17 protein-coding genes are annotated in these 17,512 nt (G+C 65.0%); 6 read left to right on the top strand and 11 right to left on the bottom strand.

The window, feature by feature from the left end; all coding sequences use genetic code 11:
• Positions 1-23: 23 nt before the first annotated feature.
• Complete coding sequence (locus KRZ98_RS03450) at positions 24-173, bottom strand: hypothetical protein (RefSeq protein WP_182913972.1); 150 nt, start codon at positions 171-173, stop codon at positions 24-26.
• A 165-nt stretch (positions 174-338) separates the two neighbouring features.
• Here KRZ98_RS03450 and purS point away from each other — a divergent pair, with 165 nt between their 5' ends.
• Together purS and purQ are read left to right on the top strand one after the other, a co-directional pair.
• Positions 339-572, top strand: a complete 234-nt coding sequence (gene purS / locus KRZ98_RS03445) for a phosphoribosylformylglycinamidine synthase subunit PurS (protein WP_006959918.1) — start codon at positions 339-341, stop codon at positions 570-572.
• Between the two features lie 3 nt (positions 573-575).
• A complete protein-coding gene (gene purQ, locus KRZ98_RS03440; RefSeq protein WP_217672232.1) occupies positions 576-1,250 on the top strand; it encodes a phosphoribosylformylglycinamidine synthase subunit PurQ in 675 nt (224 codons plus the stop codon).
• 102 nt (positions 1,251-1,352) lie between these two features.
• Here purQ and KRZ98_RS03435 read toward each other — a convergent pair whose 3' ends face one another.
• The 4 genes from KRZ98_RS03435 to wecB form a co-directional block, all read right to left on the bottom strand.
• Complete coding sequence (locus KRZ98_RS03435) at positions 1,353-3,443, bottom strand: polysaccharide biosynthesis tyrosine autokinase (RefSeq protein ID WP_217672231.1); 2,091 nt, start codon at positions 3,441-3,443, stop codon at positions 1,353-1,355.
• Positions 3,443-4,138: a polysaccharide biosynthesis/export family protein gene (locus KRZ98_RS03430; RefSeq protein WP_217672423.1), complete on the bottom strand. Its 696-nt coding sequence runs from the start codon at positions 4,136-4,138 to the stop codon at positions 3,443-3,445. Before KRZ98_RS03430 ends, KRZ98_RS03435 begins: the two co-directional genes overlap by 1 nt.
• 102 nt (positions 4,139-4,240) lie before the next feature.
• Positions 4,241-5,536, bottom strand: coding sequence for a UDP-N-acetyl-D-mannosamine dehydrogenase (gene wecC / locus KRZ98_RS03425; RefSeq protein ID WP_217672230.1), 1,296 nt, complete (start codon positions 5,534-5,536; stop codon positions 4,241-4,243).
• Between the two features lie 200 nt (positions 5,537-5,736).
• Positions 5,737-6,846 (bottom strand): non-hydrolyzing UDP-N-acetylglucosamine 2-epimerase, encoded by a 1,110-nt coding sequence (gene wecB, locus KRZ98_RS03420; protein WP_217672229.1) that lies wholly within the window; start codon positions 6,844-6,846, stop codon positions 5,737-5,739.
• A gap of 225 nt (positions 6,847-7,071) precedes the next feature.
• On the opposite strand from wecB, the gene KRZ98_RS24350 reads away from it, so the two are divergent.
• Positions 7,072-7,194, top strand: a complete 123-nt coding sequence (locus KRZ98_RS24350; RefSeq protein ID WP_302849061.1) for a hypothetical protein — start codon at positions 7,072-7,074, stop codon at positions 7,192-7,194.
• Between the two features lie 3 nt (positions 7,195-7,197).
• On the opposite strand, the gene KRZ98_RS03415 is transcribed toward KRZ98_RS24350, so the two are convergent.
• Complete coding sequence (locus KRZ98_RS03415) at positions 7,198-8,058, bottom strand: ABC transporter permease (protein WP_217672228.1); 861 nt, start codon at positions 8,056-8,058, stop codon at positions 7,198-7,200.
• A 115-nt stretch (positions 8,059-8,173) separates the two neighbouring features.
• Between KRZ98_RS03415 and KRZ98_RS03410 the strand changes: the two genes are divergently transcribed.
• Complete coding sequence (locus KRZ98_RS03410) at positions 8,174-8,878, top strand: GcrA family cell cycle regulator (RefSeq protein ID WP_217672227.1); 705 nt, start codon at positions 8,174-8,176, stop codon at positions 8,876-8,878.
• Between the two features lie 71 nt (positions 8,879-8,949).
• On the opposite strand, the gene KRZ98_RS03405 is transcribed toward KRZ98_RS03410, so the two are convergent.
• Positions 8,950-9,792, bottom strand: coding sequence for an outer membrane protein (locus KRZ98_RS03405; RefSeq protein ID WP_217672226.1), 843 nt, complete (start codon positions 9,790-9,792; stop codon positions 8,950-8,952).
• A gap of 159 nt (positions 9,793-9,951) precedes the next feature.
• Here KRZ98_RS03405 and parE point away from each other — a divergent pair, with 159 nt between their 5' ends.
• Together parE and KRZ98_RS03395 are read left to right on the top strand one after the other, a co-directional pair.
• Positions 9,952-11,928 (top strand): DNA topoisomerase IV subunit B, encoded by a 1,977-nt coding sequence (gene parE, locus KRZ98_RS03400; RefSeq protein ID WP_217672225.1) that lies wholly within the window; start codon positions 9,952-9,954, stop codon positions 11,926-11,928.
• A 131-nt stretch (positions 11,929-12,059) separates the two neighbouring features.
• Positions 12,060-13,307 (top strand): serine hydrolase, encoded by a 1,248-nt coding sequence (locus tag KRZ98_RS03395; RefSeq protein WP_368389780.1) that lies wholly within the window; start codon positions 12,060-12,062, stop codon positions 13,305-13,307.
• A 21-nt stretch (positions 13,308-13,328) separates the two neighbouring features.
• Here the strand turns inward: KRZ98_RS03395 and ccoS are convergent, their stop codons facing one another.
• From ccoS to ccoG, 4 genes are read right to left on the bottom strand one after another with little or no spacing between them, the layout of a single operon-like run.
• A complete protein-coding gene (gene ccoS, locus KRZ98_RS03390) occupies positions 13,329-13,469 on the bottom strand; it encodes a cbb3-type cytochrome oxidase assembly protein CcoS (protein ID WP_006959946.1) in 141 nt (46 codons plus the stop codon).
• Positions 13,466-15,601: a heavy metal translocating P-type ATPase gene (locus KRZ98_RS03385; RefSeq protein WP_217672422.1), complete on the bottom strand. Its 2,136-nt coding sequence runs from the start codon at positions 15,599-15,601 to the stop codon at positions 13,466-13,468. The genes ccoS and KRZ98_RS03385 overlap by 4 nt, the downstream gene beginning before the upstream one ends.
• Positions 15,601-16,053: a FixH family protein gene (locus KRZ98_RS03380; protein WP_217672223.1), complete on the bottom strand. Its 453-nt coding sequence runs from the start codon at positions 16,051-16,053 to the stop codon at positions 15,601-15,603. The genes KRZ98_RS03385 and KRZ98_RS03380 overlap by 1 nt, the downstream gene beginning before the upstream one ends.
• Positions 16,053-17,483 (bottom strand): cytochrome c oxidase accessory protein CcoG, encoded by a 1,431-nt coding sequence (gene ccoG, locus KRZ98_RS03375; RefSeq protein ID WP_217672222.1) that lies wholly within the window; start codon positions 17,481-17,483, stop codon positions 16,053-16,055. Before ccoG ends, KRZ98_RS03380 begins: the two co-directional genes overlap by 1 nt.
• Positions 17,484-17,512: the final 29 nt, after the last annotated feature.

The raw sequence follows: 17,512 nt of genomic DNA, 5'->3' as shown, positions 1-17,512 counted from the left end.
AGGCGATTGGCATTGAAAAACGCTCAGCGATTGGCGCGATAGCCGATCATCAGGCCGAAACTGAAGGTCGCAAGCAGGGCAAGCTGCACCTTTCCATGCGGGTCGTCATAGCCGACGATCTGCTGTCCCCATGCGAACAGCCCGACAAACATCGCCAGCGCCAGCCCGGACATGCCCCAATGCTTCCCCCGAATTTCTACAGCATGACAGTATCGCAACAGTTGCTAACAAAAGCATAATGGCTTGCCTCCCCGCCGCGTGGGGACTAGGGGAGCCGCAAAGTCGATCCGCCCGATCCACGAGGATCGGTCCTGTCGTTATCAAGGAGTTCGCCCCTCATGAAAGCCCGCATCTTCGTCACCCTCAAGGGCGGTGTCCTCGATCCGCAGGGCCGGGCGATCCACCATGCGCTGGAAGGCCTGGGCTTTGATGGCGTCAATGATGTGCGCGCGGGCAAGCTCATCGAACTGGACCTGGCCGATGGCACCAGTGACGAGGATATCGATGCCATGTGCCGCAAGCTGCTGGCCAACACGGTGATCGAAAATTACCGCATCGAAAAGGTCGCCTAAGCCATGAAGAGCGCCGTCATCGTCTTTCCGGGCAGCAATTGCGACCGCGACCTGGCAGTGGCGTTCGAGGCCGCGACGGGCGCGAAGCCAACCATGGTGTGGCATCGTGATACGGCGCTGCCCGACGACATCGACCTGATCGGCGTGCCGGGCGGCTTTTCCTATGGCGACTATCTGCGTTCCGGCGCGATGGCCGCGCGGTCGCCGGTGATGCAGGCGGTGGCGCAGGCGGCGGATCGCGGCGTGTTCGTTCTGGGCATCTGCAACGGCTTTCAGGTGCTGACCGAAAGCGGCCTGCTGCCCGGCGCGCTGCTGCGCAATGCCGGCGGGCATTTCGTGTGCCGCGACGTCGCGCTGACGGTGGAAAATGCACAGAGCGCCTTTACCAGCCGCTATGCTGCTGGCGAGGCGATTTCCTATCCGGTCGCGCATCATGACGGCAATTATTTCGCCGACGACGCGACGCTCGACCGGCTGGAAGGCGAAGGCCGGATCGCGCTGCGCTATGCCGAAAACGTCAATGGTTCGGCGCGCAATATTGCAGGGATTTTGAACGACAAGGGCAATGTGCTGGGCATGATGCCGCACCCCGAACGGGTCATCGAAGCAGCGCATGGCGCGACCGATGGCAAGCGGCTGTTTGACGGGCTGGTAGAAGGACTCCTGGCGCGGGCTTGAGGGCGATTTGACACAGCCTCCGTTCGTTTCGAGCGAAGTCGAGAAACGTAGTGCGCTGGTTTCTCGACTTCGCTCGAAACGAACGGATGTTGGCGTTATACCTCACCCGCCCCGGTGATAATCATATTCCATTGCCCGGCCCTGCTGCTTGGTCAGGATGGCGCCGATGATGGTGCCGCCCGCGCGGCGCAGGCGGTCCACGGCTGCGCGCAGGCCGCCATGATGATTGCGGCCCCATTCAACCACGAGCAGGCTGGCCTGCACCTTCCCCGCCAGCAATAGCGCGTCGGTGCCGCCCAGGATCGGCGGCGCGTCGATCAGCACCGTGTCATACTCCTCCCGCACCGCCAGCAGCAGCGCTTCAAGCGCCGGAGTCGCCAGCAGTTCGGCCGGATTGGGCGGCACCGCGCCGCAGGGAAGCAGGGCGACGCCAGTCGTGCCGGTGTCCATAATGACCTGATCCGCGCTCGCCTGCCCGGTCAGCAATGCGCTGATGCCGCGACCGGCGGGCAGGCGGAATAGGCTGTGCTGGACCGGGCGGCGCATGTCGCCGTCGATCACCAGCACCCGCTTGCCCAGTCCCGCCAGCGCCAGCGCCAGCGCATGGAGGGTCAGCGACTTGCCCTCCCCCTCCTGCGCGCTGGTGACGAGGATGGAGCGTGGCAGGCCACCCGCCGACGCTAGCAGCAGCGATGAGGCGAGCGGCGAGAAGATGTCGACCGGCTGGGGCGCATCACCGGTCACCGGCACCGCGCCCAGCAGCGGCAGCCCTACCCGCTCCGCCAGCGTATCGGCGGACGTCACCGCATCGTCAAACATATGCCGCGCCGCGACCAGCAGCAGGCCCAGCGCGATCCCGCCAAGCGACGCCAGCAACAGCGTCACGCCGATACGGGGCGAGAAGGGCCGGGTCGGCACGGCGGCACGATCGAGCGGCTGGATCCGGCCTGCCTGAAACCCCGCCTGCGACGCCATGTCGCGATAGCGCTGGAGCAGGCTGTCATGCAGCATCCGGTAAGTATCGACTGAGCGCTCCAGGATGCCGGTCTGCACGTCGCGCCCGCGCTCGGCCTGCGCCTGCCGTTCTAGATCGGCGATTTCCGCGGCAATCTGGGTTTCGCCATGGACCGCGACCTCATATTGTTCGCGCAGCGATGCGCGAATGGTGTTGGCCATCACCTCCGCCTGATCGTCCAGCGCGGCGAGGCGCGCGCGGGCTTCGCGCATGTCGGGATGGGCGTCCTTGCGAAACTGGCGTTCCTCGACAATCGCGGCGCGGGCTTCGGCGCGGCTGGCCATCAGCGTCTGCATCGCGCCATTGCCCAGCACTTCGGGCAGGGTTTCGGCGCTGGCCCGGCGTGCGCCTTCCCAGCGCTTCTGCGCCGCGATCCGGTCCGCCAGCGCCTGCGCATGATAGGCGTTGAGTTGGGCGAGGCGCGCGGTGATGGTGCCTTCCGGTGGGCGCTGCGTGTCGCTCTCGTCGCCCGTCGCCGTGCTGGTGCGCGCCGCATAGACCGCCAGATCACGCTCCGCCCTTGCCAGATCGTTGCGCGCGCCGTCAAGTTCGCCAAGCAGGAAACGGCGGGCCTGCACGCCCGATTCAAAGCCGCGTTTCAGGTCCGCGCGGATCAGGCTGTCGGCATAGCTGTTGGCGACGCGCGCCGACAGAACCGGGTCGGCGCTGACGAAGCTGATGCGCAGCACGCGGGACTTGCCGGGCAGATCGACTTCCAGATTGTCGCGGAGCAGGCGGATGACCATATCCTGTTCGACCTGCCGCTGGGTCAGACTGCCCGCGCCTTCGGTGGGGCGCTGGCGATCCATACCGGCAAAGAAGGTGGGGGTGCCGACCAGCGCCAGATCCCGTGCGACCTCTTCGGCCAGTGCACGGCTGCGCAGCACTTCAAGTTCGGTCTGCATCAGCGATTCGATGTCGCCCGGCGCAACGCGCGGAGTGGCCTGCGCCCCTGCCCCGGCGGCGCCTGCGGGTATGTCCTGCACCTCGACCGAAGCCGTCGCGCGATAATCAGGGGTGGACATGAGGATGAACAGCGCACCCGCCAGCAGGCACAGCGCCATGGTGACGAACAGGATGACGCGGTGGCGGCGCAACACGGCCCAGCCGTGGCGCGTGGCGGCGGCGAAGCGGGCGGCGCGGCCTTCGTCCGATGCGATGGTCTCAGCCGCGCTCATCAATTCTTCCCATCAAGGGCGATGAACCCGGCGGCCAGCGCGGGCGCAGCCAGCAGGGAACCACCGAGAATCGCCTTGGCCCGCGACAGGCCGACAATGATAGTATCACCGGGCAGGATTTCGGGATCGGCCGCCTTGCCACGGCGGATCGCGGCAAGATCGAACATCGCCGCCTGCCGCTGCCCGTCAATCTGCCGCACAACGATGATCTGCGAGAGGCTGGCGAGGCGGGTTGGTCCCTTGGCCAGCGTGACCGCCTGACTGAGGGTCAGCCGCCCGTCGAGCGGGAACAGGCCCGGTTCGCGCACTTCGCCGTCCACGGTGATGCGGCGACCGACGGCTTTCTTGACGAAGATCGTGACTTGCGGCGACACCAGATAGCGCTGGCCGAGCCGCGCGGCGATCAGGTCGGCTGCGTCGCCCGATGACAGGCCAGCAACTGGCACGTCGCCGATCAGCGGCATCCGCACCATGCCCGCCGCGCTGACCTGCGCATCCTCCAGCGACAGGCCGGGTTCATGATAGACCTGGATGCGCAGCACATCGTCGGGGGAAAGGCGATAATCGGCACCGGTGGCGGGTGCTGGCGGGATGAGCGCATAGGCGGCGTCACCGCGCGATGCCTGCTCGACACTGGCGCAGGCCGACAGCAAGGCGCAGCCTGTCATCGCGGCACATATCTGCCTGATGGTCATCTGCACATCTGCCCCCTTATGGCCCACTTGAGGCCGGGGGGTAGCGGTGCGGCACGGCGATGGCAACCACAGGCGCGACGGGTCGCGCCCGATGGCCGATTGTCAGACGGCGATGCGCCCCGGTGCCGGTTCGGCGATGCGGCGCGGCTGGTCGGGCCAGATGCCGCGCGTGTCATAGACGGCCTTGTCGACACGTTCATCGACGGGGACAGATTTGAACATGTCATGATCGACAAGAATGACGAACACGCCACATTGTTCCAGAGCCGTATCGAGATCGATCAGTTCTGCGCCGGTCCCGGCAAATTCCATCGGCAATGCGTGGGCATAGGGTTCGACCAGCTTGATCCGGCGACCATAGCGGCGGGCGAGACGCGCGGCGACCTTGACCGCCGGGCTTTCGCGGAAATCATCAATATTCGCCTTGAAGGCGAGGCCGAGGCAGGCGACATTTTCGTTGGCGAAGGCGTCGATCATGTCGGAAGCCTTGGCCACGACATAGTCGGTCTTGCCGTCATTCACTTCGCGCGCGGTGCGGATGATGCGGGCATTGTCCGGGTCGCCATGGACGATGAACCAGGGGTCGACCGCGATACAATGGCCGCCGACACCGGGACCGGGCGACAGGATGTTGACGCGCGGGTGGCGGTTGGCCAGCCGGATCACTTCCCACACGTCGATATCCATATTCTCCGCGATCACGGAGAGTTCGTTGGCGAAGGCGATGTTGACGTCGCGGAAGCTGTTTTCCACCAGCTTGACCATCTCCGCCGCGCGGGCGGTGGTGGTGATGCAGGCACCGCGCACGAACTGGCGATAGAAGCCCAGCGCCTTGCGCGCGCAACGCGGCGTGATGCCGCCGATGCAGCGGTCATTGTCGATCAGCTCGACCAGGATACGACCGGGCAGAACCCGCTCCGGGCAATAGGCGATGGCAATGTCGCCCTGCACGCCCTTGCCGGGCATTTTGAGGTCGGGACGCATGGTGCCGATAACGTCGCGCATCGCTTCGGTCGTGCCGACCGGGGACGTGGATTCCAGGATCACCGTATCGCCTGCCTTCAGCACCGGCGCGATGGTGCGGGCGGCTTTCAGGACATAGCTGATGTCAGGCGCGCGATCCTCCGATACCGGGGTCGGCACGGCGATGATGAACACGTCGCTGTCCTCGACCGTCAGGCTGGCGCGCAGATTGCCGCGCGCGACGACGCCCTGCACCAGCCCGTCAAGATCGACCTCCTCGATATGCACTCGGCCCGAATTGACGGTTTCCACAACATGGGCGGACACGTCCACGCCCACCACCTGCGCGCCGCCACGGGCGATCAGGGCTGCGGTCGGCAGGCCGATATAGCCAAGGCCGATGACGGAAACCTTCTGCTTGGTGTCGACGGGCATGGAGGGGCAGTCCTTATGAGGCTAAGATTTGCCCCAGTTTCTGCCCGGAAATGCTGAAGATTTCGGTAACGGTGGTATGAAGATCGATCTTCTCCCCGGCACGGGGAGGTGGCAGGGCGTAGCCCTGACGGAGGGGGCGCGAGACGGCACACCCCCTCCACCACTTCGTGGTCCCCCTCCCCGTACCGGGGAGGAAATTTCTATCCCGCGATTACGCCCGCAATCCGCTCCGCCGCATGGCCATCGCCAAAAGGATTATGCGCCCGCGCCATCGCGTCATAGGCGTCCTCATCGTCCAGCAACGCCAGCACTTCACGCACGATCAGCGCGCGGTCGGTGCCGACCAGCTTGGCGGTGCCAGCCTCCACGCCTTCGGGCCGTTCGGTGGTTTCGCGCATCACCAGCACCGGCTTGCCGAGCGAGGGCGCTTCCTCCTGCACGCCGCCGCTGTCGGTCAGGACGATCGTGCAGAGATCGAGCAGACGGACGAAATGGGGGTAATCGAGCGGTTCGATCATGGCGACATTGGGCAGGTCGCCCAGCACGGCGTCCATGATCGGGCGGACATTGGGGTTGGGGTGGACCGGGAAGATCACCGCGACATCGGGACGGGCGGCAATGTCAGCGATAGAGCGGGCGATTGCCTCCATGCCGCCGCCGAAATTTTCGCGCCTATGGCTGGTCACGGCGATGATGCGCTTGCCCGCAAAGCGCGCGGCGAGATCGTCCAGGCCGCTGGCAAGCGTGGGATCGGCCAGCACCCGGTCGCGGGTGGCAAGCAGCGCGTCGATCACCGTATTTCCCGTGATGTGGATGCCCGCCGCATCGCGGCTTTCGCGCAGCAGCGCATCGGCAGCGGCTTGCGTGGGCGCGAAATTCATGTCGGCTATGCAGGCGACGACGCGGCGGTTGACCTCTTCAGGCCAGGGATGGTGGATGTCGCCGCTGCGCAGCCCCGCCTCGACATGGGCGACCGGGATCTTGCGATAATAGGCTGCAAGGCTGGCGACCATGGTGGTCAGCGTGTCGCCATGGACCACGATGCGATCGGGCTTTTCCGCGTCGAACGCCTTGCCCAGCTCGACGATCAGCTTGGCGGTCAGCCCGTCGAGCGTCTGGTTCGGGACCATGACGTCAAGGTCAACGTCCGGCACGATTCCGGCAATCTCCAGTACCTGATCGAGCAGCCCGCGATGCTGGGCCGTCACGATGACGCGGGTTTCCACGCCCGGCCGTGCGCGCAGGGCGTGGATCACGGGGAACATCTTGATCGCTTCGGGGCGGGTGCCGAACACTATGGCGACCTTCATCGGGCAACCTTCATCATCAATCTTTCATGCTGCAAAGCGGTATCGCAGCCCGATGTGGCAGAGAAATGTAACCATCGCCTGAACGCGGGCCGCCCGACGATAGTTTTGCAACTGCTCGATGCTATGCTGGCGCATCCACACTTGCGCGGGTAATGCTCACTTTATGAAATGTACGACGATCAAGGCGGGCTTTGCGTCCACGCGCTTTGGCGGTGTCGGCCATTGATGTGGCCGTGGGACGAAGAGGCGCACGACAGCGCCCTGCCCCGCTGGCGTCATTGGCTGATGGCGGCGGCGATAGTGATCGTCCTCAGCGCCATCATGCCGATCCTCGCCGCCTTTTCCTGAAGCCTACGCCTTGATCTTCCAGCCACGCTTCAACAGCGTGTAGCAAAGCGCGCCCAGCCCGATATTGAGCGCCAGAAGCACGCTGCTGCCCACGATGATATTGGTGTCGGCCGCCGCGACGAAGCCATAGCGGAAGCCCGAAATGATATAGAAGAAGGGATTGGCGTGGCTGATCGCCTGAAAGAAGGGCGGCAGCCGGTCGATCGAGTAGAAGGTGCCGGACAGCAGCGCCAGCGGGCCGATGAGGAAATTGGTGACCGCGGCGTTATGATCGAACTTGTCCGCCCAGATGGAGGTCAGCACGCCCAGAAAGGCGATGAAGCTGGTGCCGATCAGCGCGAACCACAGCACCGCCCACAGGTGCGCGGGTGTGACATGAACACCCGGCCACAGCGCCATCGCCGCCCATAGCGCCGAACCGACGAACAAGGCGCGCGTGACCGAGGAGGCGACCAGTGCGCCCAATAATTCGCCGACCGAAATGGGCGGCATCAGATAATCGACCAGTGTTCCCTGCACCTTACCCACCATCAGCGGGAAGCTGGCATTGGCGAAGCAGGCGTTGATCATGCCCATGATGATGAGGCCGGGGGCGACGAAATCGGCAAAGGGCACCGCCTGCCCGCGCAGCATCACGGTGCGGCCGCTGCCACCCAGGGCGACGATGAAGATGACCAGGAACAGCAGGGTCGTGATCGCCGGTCCCCACACCGTCTGAAGCTGCACCTTCATGAAGCGGCGCACTTCCTTCAGATAGAGCGCCCAGCTGCCCGCCCAGTTGATGTTGCGAATCACCGGCACCCCCGGTTCGGGGAATGGCGGGAGGACCGGGGCGGATGAGGCAATTTTGGGCTGGTCGTTCATGGTTGGATCGACTATCGGCTGAGAGGATTTGCTGCAAGGGGGCTGTTCATGGATTTGAACCTGCGCACCGGCTTCCCATATAGGGACGCAGCCAGATATTTTGAGGAGTGTTTCATTGTCCTGGACCGACGAGCGTATCGACCAGCTCAAAGGGATGTGGGAGCGCGGCCTGACCGCCAGCCAGATTGCCGAGGAACTGGGCGGCGTCAGCCGCAATGCGGTGATCGGCAAGGCCCATCGCCTTGGCCTGCAATCGCGTCCTTCGCCGGTCAAGGCCAATGACGCCCCCAAGAAAGCAGCCGTGCCACCGCGCAAGCCGGCCAGCTCCGCTCCGGCGGCCGAGGTAGAGGCAGCGCCGCGTCCGGCCACGCCCGCGCCAGCGGCTGAAACCCCGGCCCCAGTCCGCGCCTTCACGCCGGCCGCTGCGCCCGCCACGCCTGCGCCCGTCACTGACGAGGCACCGGTCGTCGCGCCCAAGCCGCAGCCGCGCATCGTGTCGGTCGGGCCGGGCGGTTTCCTGCGTCAGGGTCCGGGCGACCAGCAGGCACCGATCCCGCCCGCACCACCCCGCCGTCTGGTCCCCGCAAAGCCGAGCGCCGAGATTGCAGGCAAGACGTCGCTGCTCGATCTGACCGAGCGCATCTGCAAATGGCCGATGGGGCATCCGGGTGAGCCGGACTTCCATTTTTGTGGCGAGCAGGTGAATCCCGGCTTCCCCTATTGCGTCGAACATTGCGGTCGCGCCTATCAGGCGCAACTGCCGCGCGGCACCCGCCGCCCGCCCCCGCCGCTACCCTTTGGTGGGCCACGGGTTCGCTAAGCAGCATTTGGTACAGACGCAAAAAGGGGCCGGTTCCTGTGCAGGAACCGGCCCCTTTTTCAATGTCTGGGTCAGAAGCGGAAGCTGGTCGTGACCATTACGCTCTGCGTGTCGAACTTGTCGCCACGGTTCATGCTCGTGCCGCCCGATGGGGTGATCAAGAACGGGTTGGTTGCAGGCGCGCTACCTGCGCCGACATCGACGCGATAATCACCGACATTGTAGCGGGTCCACAGATAGCGGGCGCCGATCGAGAAATTGTCGGACACTTTCGCTTCGATGCCGCCGCCTGCGGTCCAGCCCCATGCATCTTCCTTGGCATCGACCTGCGTAAAGCTGTTCGCGCCATTGCTGGTGCCAAAGCTGTTCTTGACCTTCGCATAGGCCAGACCGCCGGTGATGTAGGGCATGATGCCGCTGGGCGTGGTGTAGCCCAAGCGCGCGCGCAGATTGCCGTTCCAGTCGATCCGGCGCGTCATGGTGTAGAAAGCCGGAGTGGTCGAATATTCGGTCACGCTGTCGCTGATATAGGCCTTGCCCGCTTCGGCGACGACACCGGCGACAATGCCGCCAAACTGCATGTCATAACCGACATGGCCCATCCAGCCGATCGCATCCTTGTCATCATCGCAACCCTGAACCGGGGTAGCGCCACGCGCTGCGCCGCCGCAGGTGCCGGGGGAAAAAGCATTAGCTCCGGTCGTTGTGGTCACAACATCATCATAGTCGCCATCGGCATCGGTGTCGAAGCGCAGATGTTCGCCCTGATCGCTCTTCTGCCAATTATAGCCAAACGACCCGCCGACATAGGGACCGGTCCAGTCGACCGTGCCGCTATCCTGCGCGAGGGCGGGCGTTGCCGCCAGAACGAGCGCCAGGGTGGCGCCAAGCGGCGCGATACGGTTGAAATGCATTGAAAAATCTCCTCGCCTGATCGGGTATAAAAACCCAACTGCGATCCGCTAACGGGTTGAACGGCGCTTTTGTTTCACATCGCAATGCAACATTTTGTTGCTGTTGCCATTTCAGCACAGCGCTTGCGCGGATCGTCCGCCTGCCTATAGCTTGCAATCATGTCCGATGACCTGTTCGCCGCCCAGCCCACATCCTCCCCCGGCTATGACGCCTCCGCCATTGAAGTGCTCGAAGGACTGGAACCGGTCCGTCGTCGTCCCGGCATGTATATTGGCGGCACGGACGAACGCGCGCTGCACCATCTGGCATCCGAAGTGCTGGACAACAGCATGGACGAGGCGGTCGCGGGCCATGCCACCCGGATCGAGGTGACGCTGGAGCCGGGCAACCGCCTGACCATCACGGATAATGGTCGCGGTATCCCCGTCGATCCGCACCCCAAATTCCCCGGCAAGTCCGCGCTGGAGGTCATCATGACCACGCTCCATTCGGGCGGCAAGTTCACCGACAAGGCCTATGCCACGTCGGGCGGTCTGCATGGCGTGGGGATCAGCGTGGTCAACGCGCTGTCGACCACCACCATGGTCGAGGTCGCCCGCAACAAGGAGCTGTTCCGTCAGAGCTTTTCGCAGGGTCACCCGACCAGCACGCTGGAAAAGGTCGGTGCGGCCCCCAACCGGCGCGGTACATCGGTCAGCTTCGTTCCCGATACGGAGATTTTCGGCGAGCAGAAATTCAAGCCCGCCCGCCTCCATCGTCTCGCCCGGTCCAAGGCCTATCTGTTCGCAGGCGTCGAGATCCGATGGAAATGCGCGCCGGAGCTGATCAGCGATGATACGCCGGCCGAGGCGGTGTTCCAGTTTCCCGGTGGCCTTGCCGATCATCTGAAGGAACAGGTCGGCGACCGCGAATGTGCGACCAGCGTCTTTTTTGCGGGCAATCAGGATTTTCCCGGCACCGCCGGGCGGGTCGAATGGGCGGTCGCCTGGCCGCTCTGGTCGGATGGGAGCTATAGCTGGTATTGCAACACCATCCCGACGCCAGATGGCGGCACGCATGAAGCGGGTCTGCGCACCGCCCTGGTCAAGGGCATCCGCGCCTTCGGCGACCTGATCGGCCAGAAAAAGGCCAAGGACATCACCGCCGACGACATCATGACGTCATCGGAAATCATGCTGTCCGTGTTCATCCGCGATCCGCAATTTCAGAGCCAGACCAAGGATCGCCTGACCAGCCCGGACGCGGCGCGGCTGGTCGAAAATGCGGTGCGCGATCATTTCGACCATTATCTGACCGACCATATGGATCGCGGCAAGGCGCTGCTTGCCTATGTCATCGACCGGATGGACGAACGGCTCAAGCGCAAGCAGGAAAAGGACGTCAAGCGCAAGACCGCTACCAGCGCGCGCAAGCTGCGCCTGCCCGGCAAGCTGACCGACTGTTCGACCGACAATCCCGAAGGCACCGAGATTTTCCTGGTCGAAGGCGATTCGGCGGGCGGCTCCGCCAAGCAGGCGCGCGATCGCAAGACCCAGGCGATCCTGCCCCTGCGCGGCAAGATTTTGAACGTCGCGTCGGCCAATAATGCCAAGATATTGGCCAATCAGGAAATTGCCGACATGATCCTGGCGCTGGGCTGCGGCACGCGCAAGGACTGCAACCCCGACAATCTGCGCTATGACCGCATCGTCATCATGACCGACGCCGACGTGGACGGCGCGCATATCGCGACCTTACTGATGACCTTCTTCTTTCAGGAAATGCCGGAACTGGTGCGGCGCGGGCATCTCTATCTGGCGCAGCCGCCGCTCTATCGGATCGTGGCTGGCGGCAAGAGTCTCTATGCCAAGGATGATGCGCATCGCGACGAGCTGATGCGCAAGGAGTTCAAGGGCAAGAAGGTCGAGGTCAGCCGCTTTAAGGGGCTGGGCGAGATGAACCCGATGCAACTGCGCGAAACCACGATGGACCCCAAGACCCGCAGCCTGATCCGCATCACGCTGCCCGCCGATGTCGAGGAACGCGCCAGCGTGCGCGATCTGGTCGATCGGCTGATGGGCACCAACCCGGCGCACCGCTTCGCCTTCATTCAGGAAAATGCGGCAGCGGTGGACGAAGAAGCGATCGACGCATGAGGGGCCGTTTGCCCCCGATACCCGTTCGCTTCGAGCGCAGTCGAGAAGCCGCTTGGTCCGCTTTTGCGTTTCTCGACTGCGCTCGAAACGAACGGATCTAGCGTGTGCGGCTCTGGTCGATCTTCTTCGCTCTGCTTTTGATTTTCCGGCCGATCGTCAGCCTTGCCCAACCTACTACCGCCTATCAGGCGCGGGCTGACCAGTTGTTGACGATCCTGTCGGCGCCCGGTGGCGAGGATGCCTATTTCTCCACCCTGTTTCTGGACGCCGTGCCGGTCGCGCAATGGCGCGCACTGACGGCCGATCTGCGCAGGCAGCATGGCAAGCCGGTGGCGCGTGGGGCGGTGCAGGCCGAAAGTCCGACGACGGGTGTGGTGGAAATTCGCTATGAGCGGGCAACGGTCGGCTTCACCCTCGTCGTAGCGCCGCAAGCGCCTCACCGCGTCATCGGCCTGCAACTGGTGGGCATACGGCAAAGCGGTGACAGTATGGACCGGGTATTGGCCGATATCGCAGCCCTGCCCGGTAGGGCGGCCCTTTCCATCGCCCGGCTGGACGAGGCTGGGCCGGTCTGGCTGCATGGCCATCGCGACGACGCGCTGATGGCCACCGGGTCATCGTTCAAACTCTATATAGTGGCGGAACTCGCCCGCGCCGTGGCAGCCGGGGAGCGGCGCTGGAGCGATGTGATCCCGCTGGCGCACAAAAGCTTTTCCGGGCGACTGCTGACAAGCCCGGATGGTGCGCCGATGACACTGCACAGTCTGGCGCTGGCGATGATCGCGGAGAGCGACAATAGCGCGGCAGACACGCTGTTGCTGGCTCTGGGACGTGCGCGGGTCGATGCGATGGTCGGGGCAAGCGGCCATGCCCGCCCGGACGCGACGCTGCCGCTGCTGACCACCGCGGAGGCCTTCGCGCTTAAAATGCCCGCCAATGCCGACCTTGCGCGCCGCTATGCCGCAGCAACGCGGGATGCGCGCCGCGCGCTGATCGCCGCCGATGCCGCGCGATTGACGGCGGGCGCGGTGGATATCGGAACGGTTGCAGAAGTGCCGACCGCGATCGACAGCATCGAATGGTTCGCCACGCCGCGCGATATGGTTCGCCTGCTCGACTGGCTGCGGCGTAATGGCGGCGACGCGCTGCCTATCATGGCGGTCAATCCCGGCATCGCGCCGGCCGACGCGAAACGCTGGCGCTATCTGGGCTATAAGGGCGGATCGGAGCCGGGCGTCATCGCCATGAATTTTCTGTCGCAGGCGCGCGATGGCCGCTGGTTCGCGATCGCGGCCAGCTGGAACGACAGCGCCGCCCGCGTCGATGAAGCCCGCTTCGTAGCGCTGCTGACCCGCGCGCTGAACCTGATCGCGCAATGAGACAGGGTTCAGCGCAAAGGATCAGTCATCATCATTCAATATGCGCAGGGCGGACCCGTCAGGATCGTCAAATTGCCCAGCGGTCAAGGCCCAGAAGAAGGCACCAAGGCCGACCAGTCCGAGCAGCAGGGCAATGGGAATGAGGAGGGCAAGGCCGATCATCGCGCAGCCCGCCGCAACCGCAGGGCATTGGCAATGACAATCAACGACGAACTGGACATGGCCAGAGCCGCGACCAGCGGCGTGACCAGCCCGGCGATCGCCAGCGGCACCGCCAGGACATTATAGCCCACGGCCAGCAGGAAATTCTGACGCACGATCGCCAGCGTCCGCCGGGCCGCACGCACGGCAACCGCGACGGAGGCCAGGCTGTCGCCCAGAAACACGACATCGGCGGCCAATTGACTGACGTCGCTGGCGGAGGATGGCGCCATGCTGACATGCCCCGCCGCGAGCGCCGGACCGTCATTCAGGCCATCCCCCACCATCAGCACGCGATGCCCCTGCGCCTTGAGCCGCTCGATCATCGCCAGCTTGGCCTGCGGGCTCATATGGCCGGTCGCCAACATGCCCGTCGCGGCGGCGACATCGTGCAGCGCCTGCGGCCGGTCGCCGCTTGCGATGATCGGATCAAGGCCAAGAGCGCGCAGATCGGATGCCGTCGCGGCGGCATCGGGACGCAGCATGTCGGCAAAGGTCAGGAGGCTATGTCGCTCACTGTCCCGATACTCCGTGGACAGGCTGGTCCAGTTGCCCGCCTGTTCCGGTCGGGCAAGCGACACGGTTCTCCCCTGCCAAAGCCCGCTCACGCCAACGCCAGCCTCCTCGCGCAGGTCGGACAGAGTTGCCGCAACGACGCCCTGTCGTTGCAGCGCCTCGGCCAGTGCCGCGCTGAGCGGATGGCGGCTGGCGCGGGCCAGAGCCAGCACGACGGGCCGGGCATCGGACGGCAGCGCATCCAGGTTCACCGGCATTGGCCGACCAAGCGTCAACGTGCCGGTCTTGTCAAAAATCGCGCGGTCGGCCTCTGCCAGCCGCTCCAGCGCGGAGCCATCCTTGACCAATATGCCGCGCCGCATCAGCGCGCCGCACGCCACCACCTGCGCGGCAGGCACAGCCAAACCAAGGGCGCAGGGACATGTGATGAGCAGCACGGCGGTGGCGATCAGCAGCGCCTGATGCAGGCCAGCGCCCGCGATCATCCAGCCCGCAAACGACAGGGCAGCCAGCAGATGCACGGCAGGCGCGTATAGCCGCGCCGCCCGGTCGGCAATGCGGACATAGCGGGACTTGCCCTGCCCGGCGGCGTCCATCATCCGCGCTATGTCGGCGATCAGCGTATCCGCACCCGCCGCCCGCACGACGACGCTGAGCGGCCCGTCCATGTTGAGCGCACCGGCATGAACGCCGTCACCGACCCCAACGGCCATCGGCTGGCTCTCGCCAGTCAGGAAGGCAAGATCGACACTGCTTTTGCCTTCGCGAATTTCGCCATCGGCGGCAAAGCGCTCGCCCGCAGCCACCTGCATCATCATGCCCGGCACCAGCGCCCGCGCGGCGACCCAGCGACGCTGACCCGCTTCGATCACATAGGCGCCCGGCGCGGTCTGGCGCAGCAGCGCGGCAACACCGTCGCGCGCCCGGCCCCGCATCATGGCGTCCAGGCATCGTCCGGCCAACAGGAAGGTCAGCAGCATCACCGCGCCGTCGAACCAGGCATGGGCGCCGCCGGTAATCGTCTCATACAGGCTCATGCCCGTGGCCAGCAGCACCCCGATGCTGATCGGCACGTCCATATTGGTCCGCCCGGCACGCAGCGCGGCGAAGGCGGAACGGAAGAAGGGCTGCCCGGCATAGGCGACGGTCGGCAGCGCGATCAGGGCGGACAGCCAGTGGAACAGTTCACGGGTCGCGCCCATCGCCCCGGACCAGATCGATACCGACAGCAGCATGATGTTCATCGATGCAAAGCCTGCGACGGCCAGCGCGCGCAACAGTCGCTTGTCCTGCGCGCTCTCCACCTCGATCGTCGGATCGGCCAGCGGCTCGGCAGCAAAGCCGATGCCTGCAATGGCTGCGCGCAGGTCCGGCACGGTCAGCGCCGGATCATGGGTGATGGCGACGCGCCGGGCCGAATAGTTGACACGCGCGGCATGGATGCCCGGCAGCATGGTCAGCCCGCGCTCGACCTTGGCGATGCAGCCGGCGCAATGCATGTCCGGCACCGCGAATATGCTATGGGCCGTCTCCAGCACGACCAGATCGGGCGACAAGGTGACAGGATCGCTCTGCATCATCCGTTCCTTTCCACAAAGCGCATGGCATGGCCGTCGGCCTGGACGGTCCAATGGATGATCCATCGCCCCGCGGGCAGCGGGGTTGCCGCGCGCCACTGGCCGTCCGCCCGCGCCTCAAAGCGCAAAGGAATGTCGGCTGCGCGCCCCAGCGGATGCTCGGCCGTCGCGGCAACCGACGTCGGGGTTGCGCTTGGCCCTTCCAAAGTCAGGACCAAATGGCGTCCGGCGTCCAACCGCGTTTCCTGCCGCCAGCCACGCGCATCCTGCCGCCGCGCCATGGCGAGCCATTCATTGAAGCGTTGGCTCGCGACATAGCTATTGTCGACCACCGTCCCGCCAAAGCCCCCGATGGCATAGCTCGCCATCAGCACATTCACCGCGATGACCACGGCAAAGAAGCCGACGAAAATCCCCGCGACATGGCGACCGTTAAGGCGAAAGCCGGACATTATTGCAGCCTTTCAAAATGAGCAGGTTCATGGTCAGCGCCACCTTCGCGATCAGTGGCGCGGACAGTGAAGGCGAAGTCCTGACGCTGCGGGCCGTGGGCTGGCGCGGCGAGGAAGAGGCGCAGTTTCGCCACGCTGTCGGGCGGGACGACCGTGTCGATCGCCGTGCGCGCATCGGCCCGGCCATCGCGGTCGGTCCACAGGCTGACCCCGGCCAGCCCCTCCACCGTGACCCGCATGGGCCGGGGTCGCGATTCCATGTTGCGCAGCTTGACGGTGAAGGCGTTGCGGATCGTGCCGTCGGACAGGCGCATGGCGACAGGGTTGCGATCCTGCTGCGCGCTGATGTCCATGCGCGTGCGGGTGCCGAGCGCAAACAGCATCGCCGCGCCGACCGCGCTCCACAGCGTCAGATAGACGAGCGTACGAACGTGGAGCAGCGACCGGATGACGGGGCGTGGGGCGCGCCCTGCCTTTTCGGCATTGGCGTCATCCTCTGTGCAATAGTCGATCAGGCCACGTGGCCGCCCGACCTGTCGCATCACCTTGTCGCAGGCATCGATGCACAGCGCGCAGGTGATGCAGCCGATCTGCGGCCCTTGCCGAATGTCGATGCCGGTCGGGCAGACTGCGACGCACTGGTCGCAATCGATGCAATCGCCGAACTCCGTCGGGGCCGCCTGCGCTTTCTTGAGGCTGCCACGCCGTTCGCCGCGCCAATGCTTGTAGGTGACGACCAGCGATTTTTCGTCGAGCATCGCGGTCTGGATGCGCGGCCAGGGGCACATATAGATGCACACCTGTTCGCGCATGAAGCCGCCCAGAATGAAGGTCGTCGCGGTCAGCACGGCGACGGTGGCATAGGCGACACTCGCCGCCGTCCCGCTCCAGAACTGGTGCTGGAGCGTCGGCGCATCGGCAAAATAGAATATCCACGCGCCGCCGGTGCCAAAGGCGATGACCAGCCAGACGCTCCATTTGGCAACCCGCCGGGCGATCTTGCCTGCGGTCCAGGGCGCCTTGTCGAGCCGGATCTGCGCGTTGCGGTCGCCATCTATGAGCCGTTCGACATGCTGGTAGAGGTCGGTCCAGACAGTCTGCGGACAGGCATAACCGCACCAGGCCCGCCCGACCGCGGATGTCACCAGGAACAGGCCGACCCCGGCCATGACCAGCAGCCCTGCGACATAGTAAAATTCATGCGGCCATATCTCGATCGCGAACATGTAGAAGCGACGATGGGCGAGATCGATCAGCACAGCCTGATCCGGCGCATAGGGACCGCGATCCCAGCGTAGCCAGGGCGTGATCCAGTAGATGGCGAGCGTGACCGCCATCACCGCCCATTTCAGGCGACGGTAGAAACCATCGACCGCCTTGGGATAAACGCCCTTGCGCTTTTCGTAGAGGGACAGGGAGGCGGTGGTCATGGGAGGCCAGCCTGACGCCCGCCATCCCA

Origin of the sequence: Sphingobium sp. AS12 (genome assembly GCF_019097845.1) — a bacterium.
Lineage (GTDB): Bacteria > Pseudomonadota > Alphaproteobacteria > Sphingomonadales > Sphingomonadaceae > Sphingobium.
Note: the sequence above shows the minus strand (reverse complement) of the source record. Positions and strands in the feature narration are given on the sequence as shown.

Excerpts from the sequence above, each read along its gene's own strand:
- KRZ98_RS03450 (WP_182913972.1), bottom strand. The coding sequence starts at position 173 with ATGTCCGGGCTGGCGCTGGCGATGTTTGTCGGGCTGTTCGCATGGGGA.
- purS (WP_006959918.1), top strand. The coding sequence starts at position 339 with ATGAAAGCCCGCATCTTCGTCACCCTCAAGGGCGGTGTCCTCGATCCG.
- purQ (WP_217672232.1), top strand. The coding sequence starts at position 576 with ATGAAGAGCGCCGTCATCGTCTTTCCGGGCAGCAATTGCGACCGCGAC.
- KRZ98_RS03435 (WP_217672231.1), bottom strand. The coding sequence starts at position 3,443 with ATGAGCGCGGCTGAGACCATCGCATCGGACGAAGGCCGCGCCGCCCGC.
- KRZ98_RS03430 (WP_217672423.1), bottom strand. The coding sequence starts at position 4,138 with ATGACCATCAGGCAGATATGTGCCGCGATGACAGGCTGCGCCTTGCTG.
- wecC (WP_217672230.1), bottom strand. The coding sequence starts at position 5,536 with ATGCCCGTCGACACCAAGCAGAAGGTTTCCGTCATCGGCCTTGGCTAT.
- wecB (WP_217672229.1), bottom strand. The coding sequence starts at position 6,846 with ATGAAGGTCGCCATAGTGTTCGGCACCCGCCCCGAAGCGATCAAGATG.
- KRZ98_RS24350 (WP_302849061.1), top strand. The coding sequence starts at position 7,072 with ATGTGGCCGTGGGACGAAGAGGCGCACGACAGCGCCCTGCCCCGCTGG.
- KRZ98_RS03415 (WP_217672228.1), bottom strand. The coding sequence starts at position 8,058 with ATGAACGACCAGCCCAAAATTGCCTCATCCGCCCCGGTCCTCCCGCCA.
- KRZ98_RS03405 (WP_217672226.1), bottom strand. The coding sequence starts at position 9,792 with ATGCATTTCAACCGTATCGCGCCGCTTGGCGCCACCCTGGCGCTCGTT.
- parE (WP_217672225.1), top strand. The coding sequence starts at position 9,952 with ATGTCCGATGACCTGTTCGCCGCCCAGCCCACATCCTCCCCCGGCTAT.
- ccoS (WP_006959946.1), bottom strand. The coding sequence starts at position 13,469 with ATGATCGGCCTTGCCCTCCTCATTCCCATTGCCCTGCTGCTCGGACTG.
- KRZ98_RS03385 (WP_217672422.1), bottom strand. The coding sequence starts at position 15,601 with ATGCAGAGCGATCCTGTCACCTTGTCGCCCGATCTGGTCGTGCTGGAG.
- KRZ98_RS03380 (WP_217672223.1), bottom strand. The coding sequence starts at position 16,053 with ATGTCCGGCTTTCGCCTTAACGGTCGCCATGTCGCGGGGATTTTCGTC.
- ccoG (WP_217672222.1), bottom strand. The coding sequence starts at position 17,483 with ATGACCACCGCCTCCCTGTCCCTCTACGAAAAGCGCAAGGGCGTTTAT.